Genomic DNA, 22,726 nt, shown 5'->3' on the forward strand with positions numbered 1-22,726 from the left:
AGCGGGCCGGTTTCAGTCGGAAAGCTGGAGGCGAAATGAGGCGTGCAGCCCTGCCCTGTCAAGAGCGGCGGCGCTCACCCTTCTTTCGCCGGGCGGCGGAGCCTGAGGATCAGCACGGCGGCAAGGGCGGCCGCCAGGCCATACCAGGTGACGGCATATTGCAGGTGGTTGTTCGGCAGATCGATGATGGTGACGCCGCCGACCGGCAGGCCGCCGGGATTCGGCGTCTTGTCGGCATCGATGAAGAACGGCGCCAGCACGGCGCCGGCGGGCAGGCCCGCGCTCGAGGCCATGACGTCGCGGTCCTTCCAGTAGAAGATGTTCTTGGCGACATCGTTGTCGGGCAGCATCATCGAGGGCTTCCCAGGCAGCGGATTGCGTGCAAGCCCGGTCACCGTCACCTTGCCGCCGACCTCGCCCTGCCGGCGCTTGGCCGGGTCCTTCAGGTCGTAGGGAACGAAGCCGCGATTCACGAGCACGAAGCGGCCGTCGTCGAGCTGCAGGGGCGTGTAGACATTGAAGCCGGTGTCACCTTCCCAAGTGGAAAAGAAATGCCGCTCGCCCTGGTGCAGGAAAGTGCCGGTCACCGTCACCGGCGTGTAGTCGACATCGTGAGAGGCGGCGAACTCTTTCTCGACGTCGGCCAAAGGCAGCGCCGCCGCATGGGTGCGCCGGTCGATGGTCTCGAGCAGGCCTTCCTTCCAGTGCAGGCGCTGCACCTGCCAAGTGCCGAGACCGAGGAGAATGGCGAACAGGACGAGGCCGAGACCAAGCAGCAACGCCGAGCGCGGCCGCGAAGGGCCGGCAATCGAACCGATCGCATCGCTCATTGGCTGCTGTCCAGCCTGCCTTCCGCGGCCTTCTTCGAGTATTGCAGGGTGATCAGCACGCCCTTGATCAGGCGCAACGCCGTCAGGCTCAGCACCAGCGCCAGCGGTATCCACAAGATAAAATGCAGCCAGAGCGGCGGGCTCAGCGTCACTTCCATCCACAGCGCCAGGCCGACGACGATGAAGCCGATGATCAGGATGACGAAGACGGCCGGGCCGTCGCCGGCGTCAGCAAAAGAATAGTCGAGGCCGCAACTGTGGCACCGCTTGCCGACGGTGAGGAAGCCGGAGAACAGCTTGCCCTCGCCGCAGCGCGGGCAGCGGCCATGCAGGCCGGCCGAAACCGGGTCGATGGGAGGCCAGATCGCCTTGTCTTCGCTCATATCCGCACCCTAGGCCCTTTCGCTGAAAAAGATAAGGCGGCCACGTCGCCGCAGCCGCCTTTGGGATTCCGAAAACCGTCGGTTCAATGGGCTTCGATCAACGCCCCATTCGAGGCCCAGACATAGATGCAGCTGAACAGGAACAGCCAGACCACGTCGACGAAGTGCCAGTACCAGGCGGCCGCCTCGAAGCCGAAATGCTGCTTCGGGGTGAAGTCGCCGCGCATCGCGCGCACCAGGCAGACGAGCAGGAAGATGGTGCCGATGATGACGTGGAAGCCATGGAAGCCGGTCGCCATGAAGAAGGTGGCGCCGTAGATCGAATCCTTGAAGGCGAACGGAGCGTGCATGTACTCGTAGGCCTGCACCATGGTGAACAGCATGCCGAGGCCGACGGTCAGCGCCAGGCCGTTGATCAGGCCCTTGCGGTCGCCGTGCAGCAGCGCGTGGTGCGCCCAGGTCACCGTCGTGCCCGAGGTGAGCAGGATGATGGTGTTGTAAAGCGGCAGGTGGAAGGGGTCGAGGACCTCCAGGCCCTTCGGCGGCCAGACACCGCCGGTGAAGGTGGTGCGGGCATATTGCGCCGCCTCGCCGGGGAACAGGCTGGCGTCGAAGAAGGCCCAGAACCAGGCGACGAAGAACATCACCTCGGAGGCGATGAACATGATCATGCCGTAGCGCAGATGCAGCGACACGACGCGCGTGTGGTGGCCCTCATGCGCTTCCTTGATGGTGTCCGACCACCAGGCGAACATCGTGTAAAGCACGATGATCAGGCCGATGAAGAACAGCCACGGATTGGCAATGTTGTGGCCGAAGACCGGGAAGTTGCCGGCCTTCAGATACTGCATCAGGCACACGCCGCCGATGGCCGTGACCAGCGCGCCGATCGAGCCCAGGAAAGGCCAGGGGCTGGGATTGACGAGATGGTAGTCGTGGTTCGGTTTTGCGTGCGCGTCTGCCATATCAACCCCCGAGGCTTGCTTCGGAATCTGGAACTTTGTTGCTGCTGCCAGCGACCGGCGCGGACGAGGCGACCGGCTGTTTCTTTTCGACCGGGAACATGGTGTAGGACAGGGTGATGGTCTTCAAGTCCTTCAGTTCCGGTACATTGACGATGTCTGGATCGACGTAGAACACGACCGGCATGTCCAGCGTCTCGCCGGGCTTCAGCGTCGTGTCGGTGAAGCAGAAGCACTCCACCTTGTTGAAATAGGCGCCTGCCATTTCCGGCTGCACGTTGAAGGAAGCGCGGCCGGTGATGGGGCGATCGAACTTGTTGGTGGCGCTGTAATGCGCCTGCGTGGTCTCGCCGACCTTGATCGTCACGGAGCGGGCGACGGGCTCGAACTGCCACGGAATGCCGTTGGTGTTGGCGTCGAAGCGGATGGTGATGTCACGGTCGAGCACGCGGCCGGCATATTGCTTCTCGGCACGCTGCGTCGTGCCACCATAGCCGGTGGCCTGGCAGAACATCTTGTAAAGCGGCACCGCCGCGTAGGCCATGCCGACCATGCCGGTGAAGAAGGCCAGGCAGACCGCCACGATGGCGCGGTTGCCGTTCTTCCTGATGGGTGTGGTCTCGCCGCTCATCGCCGTCTCACATCAAGTTCGTAGGCGTGAGGCCAGAAGCATTGTGGCCGAACTTCACGATGGTCGCGACGTAGAAGATGATGACGAGCGCGGCCAGCGCCACGCCGATAGCGACGGAGCGGTTGCGCCGCGCCTTCTGCTGGCGCTCGGTCAAGGTCACAAGTTCGAGGTTCTTGTCGGCCACGATCATGCTCCCCCCGTCATGAGCGCGCGTGCGACCACGCTATCGACGAGATAGGCGGCGAAGATTGCGAAGAGGTAGAGGAGCGAATAGCCGAACAGCGCCTTGGCCGGCTTCATCGCGCGATCGTCGTCGGCCATGCCGAGCACCTTCCAGGCATACCAGACGAAGCCCAGGCCCAGCATGGCCGAGACCACGCCATAGGCAGCGGTGGTGTAGCCGAGGCCCCAAGGCAGCACGCCGACCGGCGCCAGGATCAACGCATAGGCAAGGATCTGGCGTCGGGTCGAGGCATGGCCGGCGACGTTCGGCATCATCGGGATGCCGGCGCGGGCGTAGTCATCGGACTTGAACAGCGCCAGGGCCCAGAAATGCGGTGGCGTCCACAGGAAGATGATGAGGAAGAGGATCAGGCTTTCGAGGCTGACCGATCCGGTCACGGCCGCCCAGCCGATCACCGGCGGGATGGCGCCGGCGGCGCCGCCGATGACGATGTTCTGCGGCGTCCAGCGCTTCAGCCACATCGTGTAGACGACGGCATAGAAGAAGATGGTGAAGGCAAGAAGCGCCGCCGACAGCCAGTTGACCAGCACGCCCAGCGTCATCACCGACAGCACCGAGAGCACCAGGCCGAAGCTCAGCGCCTCGCCGGGCGTGACGCGGCCGGCCGGCACCGGACGTCCGGCGGTCCTGGTCATCACCGCGTCGATGTCGGCGTCGTACCACATGTTGAGCGCGCCCGAGGCGCCGGCGCCGATGGCGATTGCCAGGATGGCGATCACCGCCAGCAGCGGATTGATGGCGACGGGCGCCGCGACCATGCCGACAAAGGCCGTGAAGACGACCAGCGACATGACGCGCGGCTTCAGGAGGGCGAAGAAATCGCCCGCGGTTGCTTCCGACATGCGAAAGCCCGCTTCCTCCATCAATTTGTGGTTGGCAAGGGCCATGCGTACTTAAAGTCCATCATTCCGTTGGCCAAGACCGCCGGTTCGCCGGCGGTCTCGTATTTCGGGCAGCCGCCTTACTTGATCTTCGGCAGCTGTTCCCACTGGTGGAACGGCGGCGGCGACGGCAGCTGCCATTCGAGCGTGGTGGCACCCTCGCCCCACGGATTGGCGCCCGCGACGCGCTTCTTCTGGAAGGCTTCGAACACGCCGTAGAGGAAGATCGCAACACCGACGGCTGCGATGTAGGAGCCGTAGGACGAGATCATGTTCCAGCCGGCGAACGCATCCGGATAGTCGACGGTGCGGCGCGGCATGCCGGCGAGGCCGAGGAAGTGCTGCGGGAAGAAGATCAGGTTGACGCCGACGAAGGTGACCCAGAAGTGGGTGTTGGCGATCACCGGCGAGTACATGTAGCCGGTCATCTTCGGGAACCAGTAGTACCAGCCGGCGAAGATGGCGAAGACTGCGCCCAGCGACAGCACGTAGTGGAAGTGGGCGATCACGAAATAAGTGTCGTGCAGCGAGCGGTCGAGGCCGGCATTGGCCAGCTGGACGCCCGTGACGCCACCGATCGTGAACAGGAAGATGAAGCCCAGCGCCCACAGCATCGGCGGCTTGAAGGAGATCGAGCCGCCCCACATGGTGGCGATCCAGGAGAAGATCTTCACGCCGGTCGGCACCGCGATGACCATGGTGGCGAACACGAAATAGCGCTGCGTGTCGAGCGACAGGCCGGTCGTGTACATATGGTGCGCCCAGACGATGAAGCCGACGGCGCCGATCGCGACCATGGCGTAGGCCATGCCGAGATAGCCGAAGACGGGCTTCTTCGAGAAGGTCGAGACGATGTGGCTGATGATGCCGAAGCCCGGCAGGATCAGGATGTACACCTCGGGATGACCGAAGAACCAGAACAGATGCTGGAAGAGCAGCGGGTCACCGCCATTGTCCGGCACGAAGAAGGAGGTGCCGAAGTTGCGGTCCGTGAGCAGCATGGTGATGCCACCCGCCAGAACCGGCAGCGACAGGAGCAGCAGGAAGGCCGTGATCAGCACCGCCCAGGCAAACAGCGGCATCTTGTGCATCGTCATGCCGGGCGCGCGCATGTTGAAGATGGTGGTGATGAAGTTGATCGCGCCGAGGATCGACGAGGCGCCGGCGATGTGGATCGATAGGATCGCCAAGTCCATTGCGGGGCCAGGCTGGCCGGAGGTCGAGAGCGGCGGATAGATCGTCCAGCCGCCGCCGACGCCGAAGGCGCCAGGCGCGCTCGGCACGAACATCGAGCCGAGCAGCAGCAGGAAGGCCGGCGGCAGCAGCCAGAAGGAGATGTTGTTCATGCGCGGGAAGGCCATGTCCGGCGCGCCGATCATGATCGGCACCATCCAGTTGGCGAAGCCGCCGATCAGGGCCGGCATCACCATGAAGAAGATCATGATCAGGCCGTGCGCGGCGCCGAAGGCATTGTACATGCTCTTGCCGCCGTCGATAGCAGCGTCACCCTGCATGCCGTAGACCATCTGCGCCAGGCCACTGAAGATCTGGATGCCCGGCTCCTGCAGCTCCATGCGGATGGCGACCGAAAGCGCGCCGCCGATAATGCCAGCGATGATCGCGAAGATCAGGTAGAGCGTGCCGATGTCCTTGTGGTTGGTCGAATACACCCAACGGACCCAGCCATGCGGCCTGTGGTCGTGGTGCTCGTGAGCTGCAGCCTCTGCCATATTCCGCTCCGTTCCCTAATTCTTGCTAACCCGCGGCATCAGTTGCCAGCGGCCGCTACCTTGTTGGTACCATCGATCTCGGCCATCAGCGCCTTGTTGGCGGCAGGCACGTCGGTCTTGGCCGCCTCCAGCCAGGTCTTGAACTGCGCGTCGGAAACGACGCGGACCGCGATCGGCATGAAGGCGTGGTCCTTGCCGCAGAGCTGCGAGCACTGGCCGTAATAAAGGCCTTCCTTGTCCGCCTTGAACCAGGTCTCGTTGGTGCGGCCGGGCACGGCGTCCATCTTGATGCCGAAGGACGGCACGGCGAAGGAGTGGATGACGTCGGTGGCGGTGATCAACACGCGGGTCATGGTATTAACCGGCACCACCAGTTCGTTGTCGACGGCAAGCAGGCGCGGATAGAGGCTGCGGTCTTCCTTGCCGGCCTTGGCGCGGTCGCCATCCTGGAGGATCGCCGAGTTGAAGGAGAAGCTCTTGTCGACCTGGTATTCGTAGTCCCAGTTCCACTGGTTGCCGGTCGCCTTGACGGTGAGCTTGGCCTCTTCCGGCGGCGTGTACTGCGCGGTGAGCAGCTGGAAGGACGGAATGGCGATGAGCAGCAGCACCACGACCGGGCCGACCGTCCAGATCACCTCGATCAGCGTGTTATGGCTGGTCCTTGAAGGCACCGGATTGGCGCTCGCGCGGAACCGCAGGATGCAATAAGCCAGCAGGACCAGCACCAGAAGGGTGATCACCACGATGAAGGCGAAGGTATAGTTCCCGAACCATTCGATCTGCCGCATCATGTCGGTCGCAGGCGCCTGGAAGCTGGTCTCCCATGGCCGCGGCTGATCCGCATAGGCGGAGGTGCCGGCGAGGAGCGCGCCAGCAAGTGCAGCACCTGCCAGCAATTTGGCGCTTGCCAGGAATTTTCTCATCGCCCTCTCGTCTCCCACTTCCTGCGATCGGATCGCACCAATAACGAACGACGCCGGGATTGGGAATCCCGGTCTGTCCCTAAGGTGGTTCAAACCATACTCTATTTCCCTCTGCAAGGAAGGAGCGGAGGAAACCGTGCGGCATTTTTGCGCGCAGCCCGAAGGCCATCCTCGGCCTTCGCCGCGCCACACGCCGGACGGTCGCAATTCGGGCGAATTTGCTCTGGAAAAGCGCGTAATTGCCGGTATCGGGGCGGGTCGGCAACGGTCTCGTCCTTTACTTGGCCTTGGCGCAGCTTAAAGTGCCGTGATTCGCAATGGAGCCGTCATGACTTCCTGGCTTTCGAGACCCCTGGCGAAGGTTGTCTTCCTTGCCGCCTTGCTTGGCGCCAGCCTGACCGGCGCGGCGAGCGCCGCGCCGCCGCAGACCGCCGCGCCACCCAGCGGCACGGTCAAGTCGACGCATGGGGCGTGGTCGATCATCTGCGACACGCCGGTCGGCGCGACCTCCGAGCAATGCGTGATGATGCAGAACGTCGTCGCCGAGGACCGTCCGGAAATGGGGCTTTCCGTCGTGGTGCTGCGCACCGCCGACAACAAGGCCGAGATCCTGCGGGTGCTAGCGCCGCTCGGTGTGCTGCTACCCAACGGGCTTGGCCTCAACGTCGACGGCAAGGACATCGGCCGCGCCTATTTCGTGCGCTGCTTCCAGGACGGCTGCTATGCGGAAGTGATCCTCGAGAAGCCGCTGCTCGACACGCTGAAGAGCGGCACCTCGGCCACCTTCATCGTCTTCCAGACGCCGGAAGAAGGTATCGGCATTCCCGTCGATCTCAAGGGATTCGCCGAAGGCTTCGCCGCCCTGCCTTGAGACTGCCCGTTTGGCCTTGAAATTGCTGGATCCGGACGACGTCGAGATCTTGAAGCGAATTCGCCTGGAGGCCTTGCGTGCAGCTCCCGAAGCCTTCGCCAGCAGCGCAGCGGATTGGGAAAGTCTGCCAGACGAGGAATGGCGGCGGCGCCTGGCCAACAATCCAGTCGTCGTCAGCTTTCAGGGCCAGGAGCCTGTCGGCCTGATGGGCCTGATGCGGCAACAGGCCAGCAAGATGGCGCATCGCGCTACCATCGTCATGGTCTATTTGCGTGGCTCGGAGCGTGGCGGTGGGCATGCAGTCGCGATGCTCAATCTACTGCTCGATCACGCTCGCGCCTTGGGTATAAGGCAGGTCGAACTGGCTGTAAGTGCTGAAAATCCGGCGGCCATGCGGTTCTATCTGCGCGAGGGTTTCCACCAAATCGGCTGCATACCCGGTGGTCTCCTTCATGAGGGCCGGGAGATAGACGAAGTCGTGATGGCGCGACGGCTGACTTAGCATCTGCTTCGAAGATTGCCGAACGGCGCCGCGACGCCTACATCCCCGTGGAACCGCTTACTGAAAGGCACGCGCATGAACAGCCTGATCGGCCAATTCGACATTTCCGACGACCGCGTCAAAGAGATCGTCGCCGACACCATCAAGGGCGCCGACGATGGCGAGCTGTTCCTCGAATACAGCGAGAGCGAGGCGCTGATGTTCGACAACGGACGGCTGAAGACGGCCAATTTCAACACCGACCAGGGTTTCGGCCTGCGCGCCGTCGCCGGCGAGGCGAGCGGCTATGCGCATTCCAGCGATCTTTCCGAGGCCTCGCTGCTGCGCGCGGCCGACGCCGTCTCGGCGGTCAAGGGCGGCTATTCGGGAACGCTGGCCGCGGCGCCCGCCCGCACCAATCGCCACCTCTACGGCGACGAGAACCCGATCCCCTCGCCCAGCTTCGAGGCCAAGGCCAAGCTGCTGCAGGAGATCGACGGCTGGCTGCGGGCCGCCGATCCGCGCGTGCGCCAGGTGACGGCCTCGCTCGCGGCGTCCTGGCAGCATGTCGAGATCGTGCGCGGCGACGGCCAGGTGGTGCGCGACATCCGCCCGCTCGTCAGGATCAACGTCTCAGTGGTGGTCGGCGATGGCGACCGGCAGGAAAGTGGCTCCTATGGCATGGGCGGCCGCAAGAGCTTTGGCGAATTCCTGACCGAGGAAAGCTGGAAACATGCAGCGAGCGAAGCGCTCAGGCAGGCGCTGGTCAATCTCGAGGCCATTCCGGCGCCGGCCGGCACATTCGACATCGTGCTTTCCAGCGGCTGGCCGGGCGTGATGCTGCACGAGGCGGTCGGCCACGGGCTGGAGGGCGATTTCAACCGCAAGAAGACGTCGGCCTTCGCCGGCCTGATGGGTCAGCAGGTCGCGGCAAAGGGCGTCACCGTGGTCGATGACGGCACGATCGCCGAGCGGCGCGGCTCGCTCACCGTCGACGACGAAGGCACGCCCTCGGCCCGCAACGTGCTGATCGAGGACGGCAAACTGGTCGGCTACATGCAGGACCGCCAGAACGCTCGGCTGATGGGCATGAAGGCGACCGGCAACGGTCGGCGCGAGGGCTACGCGCATCAGCCGATGCCGCGCATGACCAACACCTACATGACCTCGGGCGACATGAACCCGGAGGAGATCATCGCCTCGGTCAAAAACGGCATCTATGCCGTCTCCTTCGGCGGCGGCCAGGTCGATATCACCTCAGGCAAGTTCGTGTTCGGCTGCACCGAGGCCTACATGATCGAAAACGGCAAGGTAACGCAGCCGATCAAGGGCGCGATGCTGATCGGCAACGGGCCCGACGCCATGCATCGCGTCACCATGGTCGGCAACGACATGAAGCTCGACAAAGGCATCGGCATGTGCGGCAAGGCCGGACAGGGCGTGCCAGTCGGCGTCGGCCAGCCGCATCTGAGGATGAACCAGATGACGGTGGGCGGCACCAGGGTTTGAAGCCCAGCACGGCGAGGTATGCAAGAAGCGTAGCGATCCTTCCGGACGCAAACACGATCGTGTTAGCAGATTATTAATTGTTCAATTGCGCCGGCCGCCGTTTCCGCATTAGCTTGCACCAGTCTTCTCGTTGCGGTGGTGTTAGCAGTGGTGCATTCCCCTGGCGTCCTGACCTCTTCCCTCCTCCTTTTGTCATTGATCGGCGCCACGTCGCTCTCTGTCGGCACGGCGGCGGCGCAGTCGACATTGTTCAAGCGGCCATCCAGTCCGACCATGGCGCAGCCAGTCGCAGTCGACCTCCGCTCCGCCGCGGTCGGAGGACGCACCAGCGTCCCTTATGGCTGGCTCGATTTCTGCCACCGCCGGCCAAAAGAGTGCAAAGTGCCTGCCCTGCAGGCCGCGAGCGTCAAGCTGACCCAGCAGAACATGCGCACCCTCAAGCGGATAAACCAGAAGGCGAACCGCGCCATCAAGCCCGTCAGCAACTACGATCACTGGGGCACGATGATGGACCACTGGGACTATCCGGTGGACGGCAAGGGCGACTGCAAGATCTACGCGCTCTACAAGCGCAAGCTTCTCATGGAAGCGGGATTTCCCAGGCAGGCGCTGCTGATGACAGTGGTGCGCGACCTCAACAATGAAGGCCACACCATCCTGACGGTGAAGACCGACAAGGGCGATCTCGTCCTCGACAATCTGGTCGACGAAGTCCGGCCCTGGAACGCGACCGGCTATTATTTCCTAAAACGCCAGTCGCAGCAGAACCCGAACATCTGGGTGTCGATCAACCAGCGAGGCGGCACGCCCAAGACCTGACGAGTGTCGCCGGGCTCATAGACCGAGCGGCCTACCGAACTGTGCGCCCTTGAGGGCTGTTATCGCACAGTTCCGGATGGAAACCCGTTCCACACTTTTCCTGGGACTGCTCCCCTCCGCGACAGCCTATTGCTGGCAGGCCGGTTCGCCCTGCTGTCCGCAAGACGGTTTCTTCTTGAATTGCTGTTGCGGCGGCGGCTGCTGCTGCGGGAGACGGCGTTCCTGCATCTGCGGTCTCGGCTGCGCGCGGAATTCCGGCTTCGGCTCCGATCTTTGCGGCCGCAGCACCTGCTCGTTAGGCCTTTCCTGCCTGAACTGGCGCTGCGCATTCTCGTTCGGCCTGTTGACCTTGAAGTTGCGCTGCACGTTGACTTCCGGACCGGCGGAACCTTCTTCGTTCTGCAGCCTGCGGAACTTCCTGCTCCTGTCGTTCCCGCCGACCGAACCCTGATTCTCGTCCGAGAACACGCTCGGATTGTTCCTTCTGAGCCGCTTCTGCATGCTCGGCCCGTTGTCGGCCGGCTCACCGTTGACGGTCGGCAGCCTGCGGAACTTCCTGCCGCGGTCATTCCCGCTGGCCGGGCCCTGAGTCTGGTCGGAGAACACGTCCGGATTGTTCCTCCTTAGCCGTTTCTGCACGCTCGGCCGGTTGTCGGCCGGCTCACCGTTGACGGTCGGCAGCTTGCGGAATTTCCTGCTCTTGTTGTCGCGGTTGGCCGAGCCCTGATCGCCCGGTTCGACAATTGCCTGGCCGGCGGACAAATCCCTGCGCGTCAGCTTCTTGGGTTTGCCGGACGGCACGTTCGGATTGTTCTTCCCGAATCTCTGCTGGGCGCCCTGGCCATTGTCGGCCGGCATGCCGTTTACGGTAGGCAGCTTGCGCAATTTCTTGCCCTTCTGCTGACCGGTGCCCTGCTCTCCGGTCGCGGCGGCGCCGGCATTTCCCGTCGCCTCCTGGTTGCCGCCCACAATGCCTTGCCTGCCGAACTGCTTCCTCGACTTGTTGCCTGGCAAATTCCGGCCGCCGAGCACCGGTTTGCCGTTGACGAGCGGCAGCGCTTTGCCACCGGCTCCCGGCAAGGCGTGTTCGGTTGAGAGCCTGCGGGTTGTGGAGGGGACCTCCGACTGCGGGTTCGCGACACCAGGCTGCTGGCCCTGGATAGCGCGCTGGCCGGGCTTCACCGGCAAGCCGCTCTGCTCCTGATTGTACTGGGCGCGACCGGACGTGGCCGCCCTCTTCCTCAGCACCGGCGGCAGCGCGACCCTTGCAGCCAGCGCAGCGCCGGTGCCGACGGCAGCTCCGGTCATTTTCTGGCGAGTGGTGAGGCCACCCTCGGCATTGCCGCTTGGCTGTCCGGCCTGATTGACGGTCTCGTTGTTGATCACCGTGTTGTTGATGACCGTCGCGTTGTGGATGTTGTTGAAGATGATGTTGTCCGGCGGCGGCACGATGTCATGCGGCGGTGCCTGACCCATACGGGCACGGGCACGAAGACCGGCACCGGCAGAACAAAGACATCGACCGGCGGCCGCGGTGGCGGCAGCACGATGAAATCCGGCGGCGGCGGTGGCAGGAAGATGATCGTGACCGGCGGCGGCGGTTCGAAATCGAAATCGTCGAAATAGAGCACCGGGCGATCGACATAGATGATCTCCTCCTCCGGCGGCGGCGGCACGTCATAGATAATCACGGCGAAGCTCGGTGGCGGCTCCAGCTCGGCGTCGAAATGCCTTAGCCGGCGGCGCGCGTCCCAGGCATGCGGTCCGTGCGGATAGCGGTCCAAGTAGGACCAGTAGGCTTCCGGCGTGTCCCGCATCCAGGTCTGGCGCCAGGTGATCGCCTCGCGCCGCGCCGCGATGATGGCGCGCACCCGCTTGGCCATCGGATCGTGCGGATAGGCGATGAGGAAGTCCTGGTAGCCGCGCATCGTGTCGCGATCGAGGGCCGCTTCATAGGCGTCGTGGGCATCGAAATCGCGAATCTCCCTTGTCCGGTTGGCCTGGGATTCGGCTTCGGAAACCTTGGGCGCGGGCGCATCCGGCGCGCGGTCGAAGAAAACGAACGGCGCGGTGATCCTCGAGGCGTCCCACGGCAATTCGGCGCCTTGCGTCACTTCGTTGACGCGCAGGCGCGTACGGTCGAATACGTCTTCGAGCGGCAGGCCGCCCTCACGCATCATCTCGGCAAGCGCCTGGGCATAGGCGCCGTAAGGGCCCTTGCCTTCGAACGCGACAGTTCCGGGAGCGGCATTGAAGGCAATCAGCATGTTCGGGTCGGGATCGACCAAGGCGAGGCCGCCGGCCAGCGGCTGGTTCGATTGTGGGAAAGCGTTCGGGCGCGCCGCGTCGAGCACGACGATGTTGACCTTCGTCGGCATGGCGACGAGCGGCCTGGTGAGATCGGAGATGCGCACGGCCTGGATCGGCACATCAGTCGGATTCACAATCCGGGCGTCGACCGGCAGGAAATAGTTCTCACCTTCGAACTGCACGCCATGGCCGGCTAGGTAGACGAAAACGACCGCATCGGGACCGGCTTCCGAAACCTTGGCGAGGAAATCGCGATAGGCGCCGCGCAGCGATTCCTGATCGACATCGCGCGCGCCGACCACATCGAAACCGGCCGCCTGCAACGTCTGTCCGATCAGGCCCGCATCATTGGCGGCCGTCGCGAGTTCACCGAACTGATAGGCGCCATTGCCGATGACAAAGGCTAGGCGTTTTTGCTCCTGCGCAAGCGCGCTTGTCGCGGACGCGATGGCGAACACGATGAGAACGAGGATGAGGCCGAGGTATTTGTGAAGCGTGCGCATTGCAATCCGCCATCCGCTGTCCGCTCAGACACTAACGCCGGAGAGGCAGGAATGTTTCCCTACAGCTCGAAATTAAGACCCTGCAAAAAGGCGGCTTTAGGGCGCAATTTCGTCGAAAGAACAGAGACTTCACAAAATTTCTTGCGAACCGCCGGTTGTGGACTACCGGCGCCGTCTCGGCTTCTCCAGCAGCGCGACGGCCTCGACATGCGGCGACCACAGGAACTGGTCGATCGGCGTCACGCTCTTCAACGTATAGCCGCCGTCGAGGAGGATGCGCAGGTCCCGCGCCAGCGTCACCGGATTGCAGGACACGGCCGCGACCAGCGGGACTTCGGAGCGGGCGATCTGCTTCGACTGATCCTCGGCGCCGGCGCGCGGCGGATCGAAGACCAGGCCGTCGAAGCCGTTCAATTCCTTGAAGGTCAACGGTCGGCGGAAGAGGTCGCGGCGCTCGCTAGTCACCCGTTTCAATCCGCTGGCAAAACGGAAGGCGTGGTCGAGCGCGGCAAGAGCCGGCGCGTCACCTTCGACGGCATGGACTTCCGACTTCGCCGCGAGCCTGAGCGCGAAGCTGCCGCAGCCGGCGAAAAGGTCGGCGACCTTTTTCGCGCGCGATAGATGCTGGCCGACGAGACTGGCCATAGCCTGCTCGGCGGCCTCCGTCGCCTGCAGGAAGGCGCCAGGCGGCACCGCGACGGCCACCGACCCGAACTGCACCACCGGCTTCTTCGGCTCGACGATGACCTCGCCGTCGACGGAAAGCCTGGCCAACCCCTCGGCCATGACGAAATTGGAGGCGATGCGGCGCTGGTTCTCGCCGAGCTTGCCGGAATCCTGCACCGCGATATCGAGGCCGGATGCCGTGACTGTGACCGTCATGTGGAAGGCCTTCGGCGCGGCGCAAACCAGATCGGCCAGCCTCCGCAAACGATCAAGCGCGGCAACGATCACCCACAGCGAGATCGGGCATTCCTCGATCGGGATGATCTCGGAAGAAAGCGCGCGCATGAAGCCGAGCAGCATGCCGGCCTCGGTGCGCCTGGCGCTGAAAACGACACGGCGGCGCGTGTGCGGCGCGCATGGCACCAGATCGGCGACCTCGCAAGCGATGCCTTTGGCCTTCAACGCGTGCACGACCTTTTCACGCTTCCATTGCCGGTAAGCCTCGGCCTCGAAATGCTGCAGCGCGCAGCCGCCGCATTCGGTGAAATGGCGGCAAGCCGCATCGATCCTGAGCGGGGACGCCTCCAGCACCGACATCAGCGTGGCGCGATCCTTCTGGCGTGCGGCGGTGACGGTCTCGCCGGGCAGCGTGAACGGGATGAAGACCTCGCCGCCCTCGGCAGCGGCGATTCCGTCGCCCTGCGCGCCAAGCCTGCCGATGGTGAAGCGCGCGCTCATTTCCCGCCATCCTTGATCGCAGCGAGCAGGAATTCGCGGTTGCCGTCGCCGCCCTCAATCGGCGAGGGACGCAGCCCCAGCACCCGCCAGCCGGGAATACCGCGAAGCCAGTCCCTGAGCAGGCCGGCGATGCGCTCGGCATCGGCCGGATCCCTGAGCAGTCCGCCCTTGCCGATCGCCTCGCGCCCCGCCTCGAATTGCGGCTTGACGAGGAGCAGCGCCCTGGCGCCCTCCCGCGCCAATGCAAGCGCTGGCGGCAGTGCCAGCTTCAGCGAGATGAAGCTGACGTCGCATACGATGAAATCCGGGATACGGCCGCCGAGATCGGCGACAGTCAGGTCGCGGGCGTTGAGCCCCTCGACGACCGTCACGCGCGGATCGCCGCCCATGTCGGGATGGATCTGGCCATGGCCGACATCGATCGCGGTGACGTGCGCCGCGCCGCGCTCGAGCAGCACCTGGGTGAAGCCGCCGGTCGAGGCGCCGATGTCGAGCGCTTCGCTGCCCTTAGGATCGAGGCCGAAATGGTCGAGGCCGGCAATCAGCTTGAGCGCCGCGCGCGAGACGTAGGCCTGCGCCGGATCGTCGATGGCGACAAGGCAGTCCGCCGCGACGGACTGACCAGGCTTGCGGGCAACAACACCGTCAACTGTGACCGTGCCGCGCTCGATCGCGTCGCGGGCGCGCGAACGGCTGGCGAACAGGCAGCGCTCGACGAGCAATTCGTCGAGCCGCTGGCGTGTGCTGGCTGGCAACGGAGAGTTCATCGGCCTTCATTGGCGAAAGCCGGCCGCGAAGGCAATGGCAGCGTGTTGAATATGGCTTGCGGCACGGCGGAATACAGGTCACGAAAGTCCGCGCACTCAACCTGAAGAGGAGGCAATGCTGAAGGGAACCTGCCATTGCGGCGCCGCCCACTGGACACTGGAAGGCGATCCGGGGCCGATCACGGCCTGCAACTGCACGCTTTGCCGCCGCTACGGCACCCTCTGGGCCTACGATTACGTCGACGAGCGCATCCGCGTCGCGGGACCGATAAATTCCTACACGCGCGCCGAAGTGACCGAGCCCGCGTTCGAGATCCTGTTCTGTCCGACCTGTGCCTGCGTGCTCGCCTGGCGTGGCCTCCGTTCGAGCGCCGGCGACCGCACCCGCATTGCCGTCAATGTCAGGCTGGCGCCGCCGGAAGCCGTCGCCGACCTGCCGATCGACCATTTCGACGGCCTCGAGACCTTCGACGACCTGCCGCGCGACGGTCGCTGCGTGCGCGATCTCTGGTTCTGATTTTTCTTTGATGCATGTCGTTGTCCCAAAACCGCAAGGCACTTTTGGGCGACATGCATCAGAAGACCGTACGCGAGACCGGGCGCTCGACGGCCGGCTTCAGGCGGTCACTGTTGGAGGCTTGCTTGCGCGGCTCAACCGGAACGGGCGCGGTCGGCGCGACTTCGGGCAGCACCACGAGCTGGGGAGCCTGCGTTAACAAATACTTACAACCGGAACCCGGCAAACCGATACAGCAGCTTGAGGTTTCGATTCAGGCGCGCTGCGCCTGAACGCCATGGCCAAGGGCGGCGAAGACGGTGCGCACGATGCCGGCCGTGTCGAGGCCGGCGTCGGCATACATCTTCTCGGGCTTGGCGTGATCGGTGAACTCGTCCGGCAACACCAGCGGGCGCACCTTGAGGCCGTTTTCCAGCAAACCTTCATGGGCGAGGAAATGAAGCACATGGCTGGCGAAGCCGCCGACGGAGCCCTCTTCCACGGTCACCAGGACCTCATGCGAGCGCGCCAGGCGGCGGATCAGATCCTCGTCCAGCGGCTTGGCGAAGCGGGCGTCGGCAACGGTGGTGGAGAGGCCCGCCGCGCCGAGCTCTTCGGCAGCCAGCAGGCAATCCTGCAGCCGCGTGCCGAAGGAGAGAAGCGCGACCTTGGTGCCTTCCTTCAGGATGCGGCCCTTGCCGATCTCGAGCACCGAGCCGCGCTCCGGCATGTCGACGCCGACGCCGTTGCCGCGCGGATAGCGGAAGGCGATCGGGCCGCCATCGTAGTCGGCGGCGGTGCGCACCATGTGGCGAAGCTCCGCCTCGTCGGCAGCGGCCATGACGACGAAGCCGGGCAACGAGGCCAGGAAGGTCGTGTCGAAGGCGCCACAATGGGTGGCGCCGTCGGCGCCGACGAAGCCGGCGCGATCGATCGGGAAGCGCACCGGCAGCTTCTGGATCGCCACGTCATGCACGACCTGGTCGTAGGCGCGCTGCAGAAAGGTCGAATAGATGGCGGCGAAGGGCTTGTAGCCTTCGGTGGCGAGGCCGGCGGCGAAGGTCACCGCATGCTGCTCGGCGATGCCTACATCGAAGGTCCTGGTCGGGAACACCTCGCCGAACAGGTCGAGGCCGGTGCCGCTCGGCATGGCGGCGGTGATTGCCACGATGCGGTCGTCCTCGCGGGCCTCCTGGATAAGGCTCTCGGCGAAGACCTTGGTGTAGCTCGGCGCGTTGGCTGGCGCCTTGGCCTGCGCGCCGGTGATGACGTCGAACTTGTTGACGCCGTGATATTTGTCGGCGGCGGCTTCCGCCGGCGCGTAGCCCTTGCCCTTCTGGGTCACGACATGGATCAGCACCGGGCCGCCGGCATTGTCGCGGACGTTCTTCAGCACCGGGATCAGGTGCTCCAGATTGTGCCCGTCGATCGGGCCGATGTGGTAGAAACCCATCTCCTCGAACAGCGTGCCGCCGGTGACGTAGCCGCGCGCATGCTCGACCGCCCGCGTGATGGCGCGGTCGGCGCGCTTGCCGAGATAAGACGACAGCTTCTTGCCGAAATCGCGCAGGCCGAGATAGGCCTTGCCGGAGGCGAGCCTGGCCAGATAGGCGCTCATCGCGCCGGTCGGCGGGGCGATCGACATATCGTTGTCGTTGAGGATGACGATCAGGCGCGCATCGAGCGCGCCGGCATTGTTCATCGCTTCATAGGCCATGCCGGCCGACATGGCGCCGTCGCCGATGACGGCAATGACATTGTTGCGGCCGCCCGAAAGGTCGCGGCCCATCGCCATGCCGAGGCCGGCGGAAATCGAGGTCGAGGAGTGCGCGGCGCCGAAGGGGTCGTATTCGCTCTCGGCTCGCCGCGTAAAGCCGGAAAGGCCACCTTCCTGGCGCAGCGTACGAATGCGGTCACGGCGGCCGGTCAGGATCTTGTGCGGATAGGCCTGGTGGCCGACGTCCCAGATCAGCCGGTCCTGCGGTGTGTTGAAGACATAGTGCAGCGCCACCGTCAGCTCGACGACGCCAAGGCCGGCGCCAAGATGGCCGCCCGTGTGCGACACGGCATCGATCAGCTCGGTGCGCAGCTCGCTTGCCAGCTGCGGCAGCTCGCTTTCCTCGAGCGCCCGCAGATCCGCGGGGATGCGGACCTTGTCGAGCAGCGGCGTGTCGGGCTTCGGGTTCACTCTGTTGCGGCCTGCTTAAATCTCAACCTTGCCTCAGAGCGGTTAACCGTTTCACCGGACCGCCCTGTCTCTTTGTCTTCCTGCAATTCCGGACGGAAAACCGTTCACACTTTTCCTGGAATTGCTTCGACCTTCACCAATATGCGCCTTGATCATGCGCGAAATATGCCGCCGGCGAGCGAATGTAAATGCGTGTCAGTGACGCGGCCGGCGCAGGATGTCCGTCCTGCTCTAACCTTCTGGCAGCGGTATGAATTCTTCCTCATCGCCAGGAACGATATCGAAGCGCCCTGTCTTCCATTCTTCCTTGGCCTGTTCGATGCGCTCCTTCGAGGACGAGACGAAATTCCACCAGATGTAACGCTTGGAGCCCAGCGACGCGCCGCCGAAGAGCATGAAATGCGCGCCACGCTCCGACGAAACGACGATCTCCTCGCCCGGCTTGAACACCAGCAGCCGCTCGGCCGGGAAGCGGTCACCGGCAATCGAAACCTCGCCCTCCAGCGTATAGATGGCGCGCTCCTCGGCATCGGCGGGGATCTTGACGCTGGCGCCCGCCGCCAGCCGCAGATCGGCATAGAGCGTCTCCGAGGCGGTCGCGACCGGCGAGCGCAGGCCGGAAAATTCGCCGATGACGACGCGGCCGCTGACGCCTTCGGCGTCGATCTCGGGCAGGCGGATCACCGATGTGTTCGCGAACACCGGAGCGACCTCTTCCTTGCCGTCGGGCAAGGCCAGCCAGGTCTGCAGGCCGGAGACCGACATCGGCGCGCCGCGCAATTCCTCGGGCGTGCGCTCGGAATGGACGATGCCGCGGCCGGCGGTCATCAGGTTCACGTCGCCTGGCGCGATGACCATTTCGGTGCCGAGCGAGTCGCGATGCCGGATCTTGCCGTCGAACAGATAAGTGACGGTGGAAAGTCCGATATGCGGATGCGGGCGCACGTCGATCGCGTGGCCGGCGCGCAGGATCGCCGGCCCCATGCGGTCGAAGAAGATGAACGGACCGACCAGCCGGCGTTTTGCCGTCGGCAAGGCGCGGCGGACCTCGAAGTCACCGATGTCCTTGGCGTTGGGGATGACCATCAACTCGATCTGGTCGCAGGCAAACGCGTCGCCGGCCTCAGGATCGTTGCCCGGGAAGAAGCTCATGTCACGACCTCAGGCGAAGCGAAGCGCGGACCTGGCTTTCGCCCTGGCCGCCTCTTCCTCGCGATTGCGTGGATGCTGCGTGGTTTCGAGCGAATCGATGAGCTCGCGCGCAGCGGCGGCAATCGCCTCGACAGCATGGTGGAAAGCGTGCTCGTTGCGCTTCGACGGTTTGGTCGAGCCGCTCAGCTTGCGCACGAACTGCAGGGCCGCATCATGGACCTCGTCATTGCTCGCCGGCGGATCGAAATTGAACAGGGTCTTGATGTTTCGGCACATGCTTGAACTCCTAACCTGCTTGTCTGTCCCACCCCCGTTCCAAACTACTCGGCGTCGAGCGGCTCCGTGCCCGCCGGCTTGCCGTCGCGCGAGAGCCTGATCTTCTCGACCTTGTCCTCGGCAGCCTTCAGCAGGCGGTCGCAATGGGCTTTCAGCGCCTCGCCGCGCTCGTAGATCCTGATCGACTGGTCGAGCGGGACATCACCGCGCTCCAGATCATCGACGATCTTCTCCAGCGCGTCGAGCGCCTGTTCGAAGCTCATCGCCTTGACGTCTTGGTTAGCTTCATCAGCCATCATTCATCCCTTCATCAGCCGCCCGACATGGGCGGCGACCGAAAATGCCAGTCCCTGCAGATCGTAGCCGCCCTCCAGCAGGCTGACGAGCCGGTTGCCGCTGTGGCGCCCGGCACGCTCCATCAATTGGCCGGTCGCCCAGTCGAAATCGTCCTCGGTCAGGTTGATCTCGGCCAGCGGATCGCGATGGTGCGCGTCGAAGCCGGCGGAAATGATGATCAGGTCCGGCGCGAACGCGTCGATCGACGGCAGCACGCGCGACAGGAACGCGTCGCGGAACAGCTCGCTGCCGGTCCTGGGCGCAAGCGGCGCGTTGACGATGTTGCCGGCGCCGGTCTCGCTTTTCGCGCCGGTGCCCGGATAAAGCGGCATCTGGTGCGTCGAGCAATAGAGGACCGACGGATCGTCCCAGAAGATATCCTGCGTGCCGTTGCCGTGGTGAACGTCCCAGTCGACGATGGCGACGCGCTCCGCCTGGTGTTTCTTCTGCGCATGGCGGGCGGCGATCGCCGCGGTGTTGAACAGGCAAAAGCCCATCGCTGTCGTCTTTTCGGCGTGATGGCCGGGCGGGCGGGCGGCGACGAAGGCATTGGCGGCGCGGCCCTCGAAGACGTCGTCAATCGCAGCATTGGCAGCGCCGATCGCTGTCACCGCGGCCCGCCAGCTCTTCGGGCTGGCGCTGGTGTCGGCGTCGATGGAAACGATACCGCTCGCCGGGATAGCCGCACGGACACGGGCGACGAAATCCTCGGGATGGGCATAGAGGATGGTCGCCTCGTCGCCTGCCGGCGCCTTGACGCGTTCGAGAGCCGAGAAAGCCTCGTCGTCAAGCACGCGCTCGATGGCGCGCAGGCGGTCGGGACGCTCGGGGTGGCCGGGCGGCGTGAGGTGTTCCAGAAATACCGGATGGGTGTAGAGACGGGTGGTCATGGCGCCTAATCTAGGCATCCGTAACCCGGATGACCATGTTTGAGCGCCGAATGGCTGGGGAAAATCGCGCCCTATCGTGTCGCTGGTGGCATTGGCGCGGCCTTCGCTTCGCGGTAAGGTGGCGCCGCTGCCTGGTGCCCGCAACGCGCGGGAGAATCGGGAACACGGTTGAACTCCGTGGCGTGCCCAACGCTGTAAGGGGGACCGCGCCGGCAAAGCCACTGTCCTGGACGGGAAGGCGCCGGACGCGGGACGATCCCGAGCCAGAAGACCGGCCTGGCAGACATGGTCGTCCGCATGGTCAGGCGGGGGACTGCTGTCGCAAGGGGACAAGCGATGCAGGCACGAGCGGCCGCCACCGGCGGCGATGATTTTGACCAATTGGCGCGCGACGCCGTCTACCGGGCGATGTTCACCAGGCGCGACGTGCGCAGCCATTTCGTTGCCGACGATCTCGATGATTCCGTTCTGGCGCGACTGCTCACGGCAGCACACCACGCGCCGTCGGTCGGCTACATGCAGCCGTGGAACTTCATCGTCATCCGCGATGGCGAACGACGCAAGCAGGTGCGCGACCTGTTCCTGGCCGCGCGCGAGCAGGAACTGCCGGCGATCGAGGCGGAACGGCAGGCGCTCTACCGCAAGCTGAAGCTCGAAGGCATCTGCGAAAGCGCGCTCAACCTTTGCATCACCTGCGACCGCCTACGCTCGCAGAACTCGCCGCTCGGGCGCTGGCACAATCCGGAAATGGATCTCTACAGCACCGTCTGCGCGGTGCAGAATTTCTGGCTGGCGGCGCGCGCCGAAGGCGTCGGGGTCGGCTGGGTGAGCATCATCGAGACCGAGGCGCTGAAGCGGCTCTTGTCGATCCCCGAGCATATCACGCCGATCGCCTATCTCTGCGTCGGCCGCGTCTCGGAATTCGCGCCGAAGCCCGATCTCGAAGCGCATGGCTGGGGCAAGCGCCTGCCGCTGCCCGACCTGGTGATGAGCGAGACCTTTTGCGGCGCCGGCGAAGCGCCGCTCAAATCGGCGATCGCGAGGCTTCGTGGCGCTGACCTGCCGAAGCCCTGATCGGGCGGCTTTCGCGGTCGGGGCTGCGATCACGCAGCCCGGGGCGAATCCCAGCGCGAGCCACCGAAGGAGCCGAGCGCCTTGTCGCGAAGCTCCCTGAACTTGGACGAGGCCTCGGCGAGGCGGCGGTCCCATTCCGGATTGGGAGCCTGGCCCTCGATGGCGGCGAAATAGACCTGCATCAGCGAAGCGATGGCGAAGGGCTCGATGAAGGCCGCCTTGAAGGCCCAGGCGAAGACGATTGCCAGCACGAAGGCCCAGCCCGCGAGCTGGCCCGGCATGAACCACAGGATCGCGCCGGCCGGTGCCAGCATCAACAGGAAGATAACGAAGGACACGCCCCACATGATCACCGCCAGCCAGACGGCATTCTTGACCATGTGCTTGCCGTTCTGCGCGTAGAGCACGACGCCTTGCCGCGCCGTCTCGAAAGGCGAAGAGGAATTGATGCGGATGTTGTAGCCGAGGATGATCTCGTCGACATAAGTCAGCGACAGTCGGATGACGGTATTGATGAAGCTCACCAGACCGCTCAGGCCCGGAATGGGCAGGAATGCCGCGATGCCACCGATCAGACCGGTGATGGCGCGGATGGCGCCCTTCACCAGCTGGTCGACGACGAAAAGGATGTTGGCCTCGGCGAAGCGCTTGGTCACCACCTCGCGCGCATAGGTGATCTGGCCCTGGCCGTCGGGAACGTCGCGGCCGTCGATCAGATGGACCATGACGGCGATGTGGCCGGCCTTGAGCACATAGAGGATGTATTCACGGATCCAGTAGACGGCGATCGAGACGACGCCGAAGCCGACGACACCGCCCCAAAGCGCGAAAGACGCCGGGCCATCGGGATCGGTGGAAATGTGGCCGACGCCATAGCCGACACTCGCGCCGGTGCCGGTCGCCACGATATAGGCGACCGTGATGCCGAAATAGACGATCATGCGAAAGACAATGAACGGCCATGTCCGCATCATGATGGACACCGACCGGCCGATGCTGAAGTCCCACATGGCCCGACTCTCCCGCCTCAGAGTTGGCCGGAGAGGATGCGCTCGTGCCGGCGATT

The 22,726-nt window shown here is 64.5% G+C and carries 25 protein-coding genes and 1 riboswitch; of the genes, 6 read left to right on the top strand and 19 right to left on the bottom strand.

All coding sequences use genetic code 11. From position 1 onward, the window contains the following. Positions 1-74: 74 nt before the first annotated feature. From EN853_RS19715 to coxB, 8 genes are all read right to left on the bottom strand, one after another. Positions 75-830 (bottom strand): SURF1 family protein, encoded by a 756-nt coding sequence (locus EN853_RS19715; RefSeq protein ID WP_167524529.1) that lies wholly within the window; start codon positions 828-830, stop codon positions 75-77. After that, entirely contained in the window at positions 827-1,213 is a 387-nt protein-coding gene (locus tag EN853_RS19720; RefSeq protein ID WP_127861144.1) for a DUF983 domain-containing protein, read from the bottom strand. Before EN853_RS19720 ends, EN853_RS19715 begins: the two co-directional genes overlap by 4 nt. A gap of 83 nt (positions 1,214-1,296) precedes the next feature. Next, positions 1,297-2,178: a cytochrome c oxidase subunit 3 gene (locus EN853_RS19725; protein ID WP_127861143.1), complete on the bottom strand. Its 882-nt coding sequence runs from the start codon at positions 2,176-2,178 to the stop codon at positions 1,297-1,299. Position 2,179: 1 nt separating this feature from the next. Then, positions 2,180-2,806, bottom strand: coding sequence for a cytochrome c oxidase assembly protein (locus EN853_RS19730; protein ID WP_127861142.1), 627 nt, complete (start codon positions 2,804-2,806; stop codon positions 2,180-2,182). 7 nt (positions 2,807-2,813) lie between these two features. Then, on the bottom strand, positions 2,814-2,996 hold the full coding sequence (locus EN853_RS19735; RefSeq protein ID WP_127861141.1) for a hypothetical protein: 183 nt from the start codon (positions 2,994-2,996) through the stop codon (positions 2,814-2,816). Beyond that, entirely contained in the window at positions 2,993-3,937 is a 945-nt protein-coding gene (locus tag EN853_RS19740) for a heme o synthase (RefSeq protein ID WP_127861140.1), read from the bottom strand. Before EN853_RS19740 ends, EN853_RS19735 begins: the two co-directional genes overlap by 4 nt. A 74-nt stretch (positions 3,938-4,011) precedes the next feature. Then, positions 4,012-5,661, bottom strand: coding sequence for a cytochrome c oxidase subunit I (gene ctaD, locus EN853_RS19745; RefSeq protein ID WP_127861139.1), 1,650 nt, complete (start codon positions 5,659-5,661; stop codon positions 4,012-4,014). 38 nt (positions 5,662-5,699) lie between these two features. Further along, positions 5,700-6,584, bottom strand: coding sequence for a cytochrome c oxidase subunit II (gene coxB / locus EN853_RS19750; RefSeq protein ID WP_127861138.1), 885 nt, complete (start codon positions 6,582-6,584; stop codon positions 5,700-5,702). Positions 6,585-6,912: 328 nt separating this feature from the next. Between coxB and EN853_RS19755 the strand changes: the two genes are divergently transcribed. The 3 genes from EN853_RS19755 (at position 6,913) to tldD (ending at position 9,445) form a co-directional block, all read left to right on the top strand. Beyond that, on the top strand, positions 6,913-7,455 hold the full coding sequence (locus EN853_RS19755; RefSeq protein WP_127861137.1) for an invasion associated locus B family protein: 543 nt from the start codon (positions 6,913-6,915) through the stop codon (positions 7,453-7,455). A gap of 10 nt (positions 7,456-7,465) precedes the next feature. Beyond that, positions 7,466-7,957, top strand: coding sequence for a GNAT family protein (locus EN853_RS19760; RefSeq protein ID WP_127861136.1), 492 nt, complete (start codon positions 7,466-7,468; stop codon positions 7,955-7,957). Positions 7,958-8,032: 75 nt separating this feature from the next. After that, positions 8,033-9,445, top strand: coding sequence for a metalloprotease TldD (gene tldD, locus EN853_RS19765; RefSeq protein WP_127861135.1), 1,413 nt, complete (start codon positions 8,033-8,035; stop codon positions 9,443-9,445). A 62-nt stretch (positions 9,446-9,507) separates the two neighbouring features. Here tldD and EN853_RS34650 read toward each other — a convergent pair whose 3' ends face one another. After that, the gene (locus tag EN853_RS34650; protein ID WP_245517125.1) at positions 9,508-9,699 is read right to left on the bottom strand and encodes a hypothetical protein; all 192 of its coding nucleotides are present in this window, start codon (positions 9,697-9,699) and stop codon (positions 9,508-9,510) included. A 19-nt stretch (positions 9,700-9,718) separates the two neighbouring features. Between EN853_RS34650 and EN853_RS19770 the strand changes: the two genes are divergently transcribed. Then, positions 9,719-10,264 carry a transglutaminase-like cysteine peptidase gene (locus EN853_RS19770; protein WP_245517126.1) on the top strand — a complete coding sequence of 182 codons (546 nt, stop codon included), beginning with the start codon at positions 9,719-9,721 and terminating at the stop codon, positions 10,262-10,264. Between the two features lie 126 nt (positions 10,265-10,390). Here EN853_RS19770 and EN853_RS35310 read toward each other — a convergent pair whose 3' ends face one another. From EN853_RS35310 to EN853_RS19785, 4 genes are all read right to left on the bottom strand, one after another. Further along, a complete protein-coding gene (locus EN853_RS35310) occupies positions 10,391-11,740 on the bottom strand; it encodes a hypothetical protein (protein WP_348631850.1) in 1,350 nt (449 codons plus the stop codon). Beyond that, the gene (locus EN853_RS35315; RefSeq protein ID WP_348631592.1) at positions 11,647-13,077 is read right to left on the bottom strand and encodes a caspase domain-containing protein; all 1,431 of its coding nucleotides are present in this window, start codon (positions 13,075-13,077) and stop codon (positions 11,647-11,649) included. Before EN853_RS35315 ends, EN853_RS35310 begins: the two co-directional genes overlap by 94 nt. A gap of 162 nt (positions 13,078-13,239) precedes the next feature. Next, the gene (locus EN853_RS19780; protein ID WP_127861134.1) at positions 13,240-14,481 is read right to left on the bottom strand and encodes a class I SAM-dependent RNA methyltransferase; all 1,242 of its coding nucleotides are present in this window, start codon (positions 14,479-14,481) and stop codon (positions 13,240-13,242) included. Next, positions 14,478-15,248 (bottom strand): TlyA family RNA methyltransferase, encoded by a 771-nt coding sequence (locus EN853_RS19785; RefSeq protein WP_127861133.1) that lies wholly within the window; start codon positions 15,246-15,248, stop codon positions 14,478-14,480. The genes EN853_RS19780 and EN853_RS19785 overlap by 4 nt, the downstream gene beginning before the upstream one ends. Before the next feature lie 115 nt (positions 15,249-15,363). Here EN853_RS19785 and EN853_RS19790 point away from each other — a divergent pair, with 115 nt between their 5' ends. Then, on the top strand, positions 15,364-15,765 hold the full coding sequence (locus EN853_RS19790; RefSeq protein WP_127861132.1) for a GFA family protein: 402 nt from the start codon (positions 15,364-15,366) through the stop codon (positions 15,763-15,765). Between the two features lie 253 nt (positions 15,766-16,018). Here EN853_RS19790 and dxs read toward each other — a convergent pair whose 3' ends face one another. The 5 genes from dxs to EN853_RS19815 form a co-directional block, all read right to left on the bottom strand. Then, positions 16,019-17,932, bottom strand: a complete 1,914-nt coding sequence (gene dxs, locus EN853_RS19795) for a 1-deoxy-D-xylulose-5-phosphate synthase (protein ID WP_127861131.1) — start codon at positions 17,930-17,932, stop codon at positions 16,019-16,021. Positions 17,933-18,163: 231 nt separating this feature from the next. Next, positions 18,164-19,084 (bottom strand): pirin family protein, encoded by a 921-nt coding sequence (locus EN853_RS19800; protein WP_127861130.1) that lies wholly within the window; start codon positions 19,082-19,084, stop codon positions 18,164-18,166. 9 nt (positions 19,085-19,093) lie between these two features. Next, positions 19,094-19,360, bottom strand: a complete 267-nt coding sequence (locus tag EN853_RS19805) for a DUF2277 domain-containing protein (protein WP_127861129.1) — start codon at positions 19,358-19,360, stop codon at positions 19,094-19,096. Positions 19,361-19,404: 44 nt separating this feature from the next. Beyond that, positions 19,405-19,656 (bottom strand): exodeoxyribonuclease VII small subunit, encoded by a 252-nt coding sequence (locus EN853_RS19810; protein WP_127861128.1) that lies wholly within the window; start codon positions 19,654-19,656, stop codon positions 19,405-19,407. A 3-nt stretch (positions 19,657-19,659) separates the two neighbouring features. After that, positions 19,660-20,586: a histone deacetylase family protein gene (locus EN853_RS19815; RefSeq protein WP_127861127.1), complete on the bottom strand. Its 927-nt coding sequence runs from the start codon at positions 20,584-20,586 to the stop codon at positions 19,660-19,662. Positions 20,587-20,701: 115 nt separating this feature from the next. Further along, positions 20,702-20,881, top strand: a riboswitch (cobalamin riboswitch). 41 nt (positions 20,882-20,922) lie between these two features. On the opposite strand from EN853_RS19815, the gene bluB reads away from it, so the two are divergent. Then, the gene (bluB, locus tag EN853_RS19820; protein WP_127861126.1) at positions 20,923-21,660 is read left to right on the top strand and encodes a 5,6-dimethylbenzimidazole synthase; all 738 of its coding nucleotides are present in this window, start codon (positions 20,923-20,925) and stop codon (positions 21,658-21,660) included. Positions 21,661-21,689: 29 nt separating this feature from the next. On the opposite strand, the gene EN853_RS19825 is transcribed toward bluB, so the two are convergent. After that, positions 21,690-22,670: a hypothetical protein gene (locus EN853_RS19825; RefSeq protein ID WP_127861125.1), complete on the bottom strand. Its 981-nt coding sequence runs from the start codon at positions 22,668-22,670 to the stop codon at positions 21,690-21,692. Between the last annotated feature and the right edge of the window lie 56 nt (positions 22,671-22,726).

The organism is Mesorhizobium sp. M1C.F.Ca.ET.210.01.1.1, from assembly GCF_004791585.1.
Classification (GTDB): Bacteria; Pseudomonadota; Alphaproteobacteria; order Rhizobiales; family Rhizobiaceae; genus Mesorhizobium.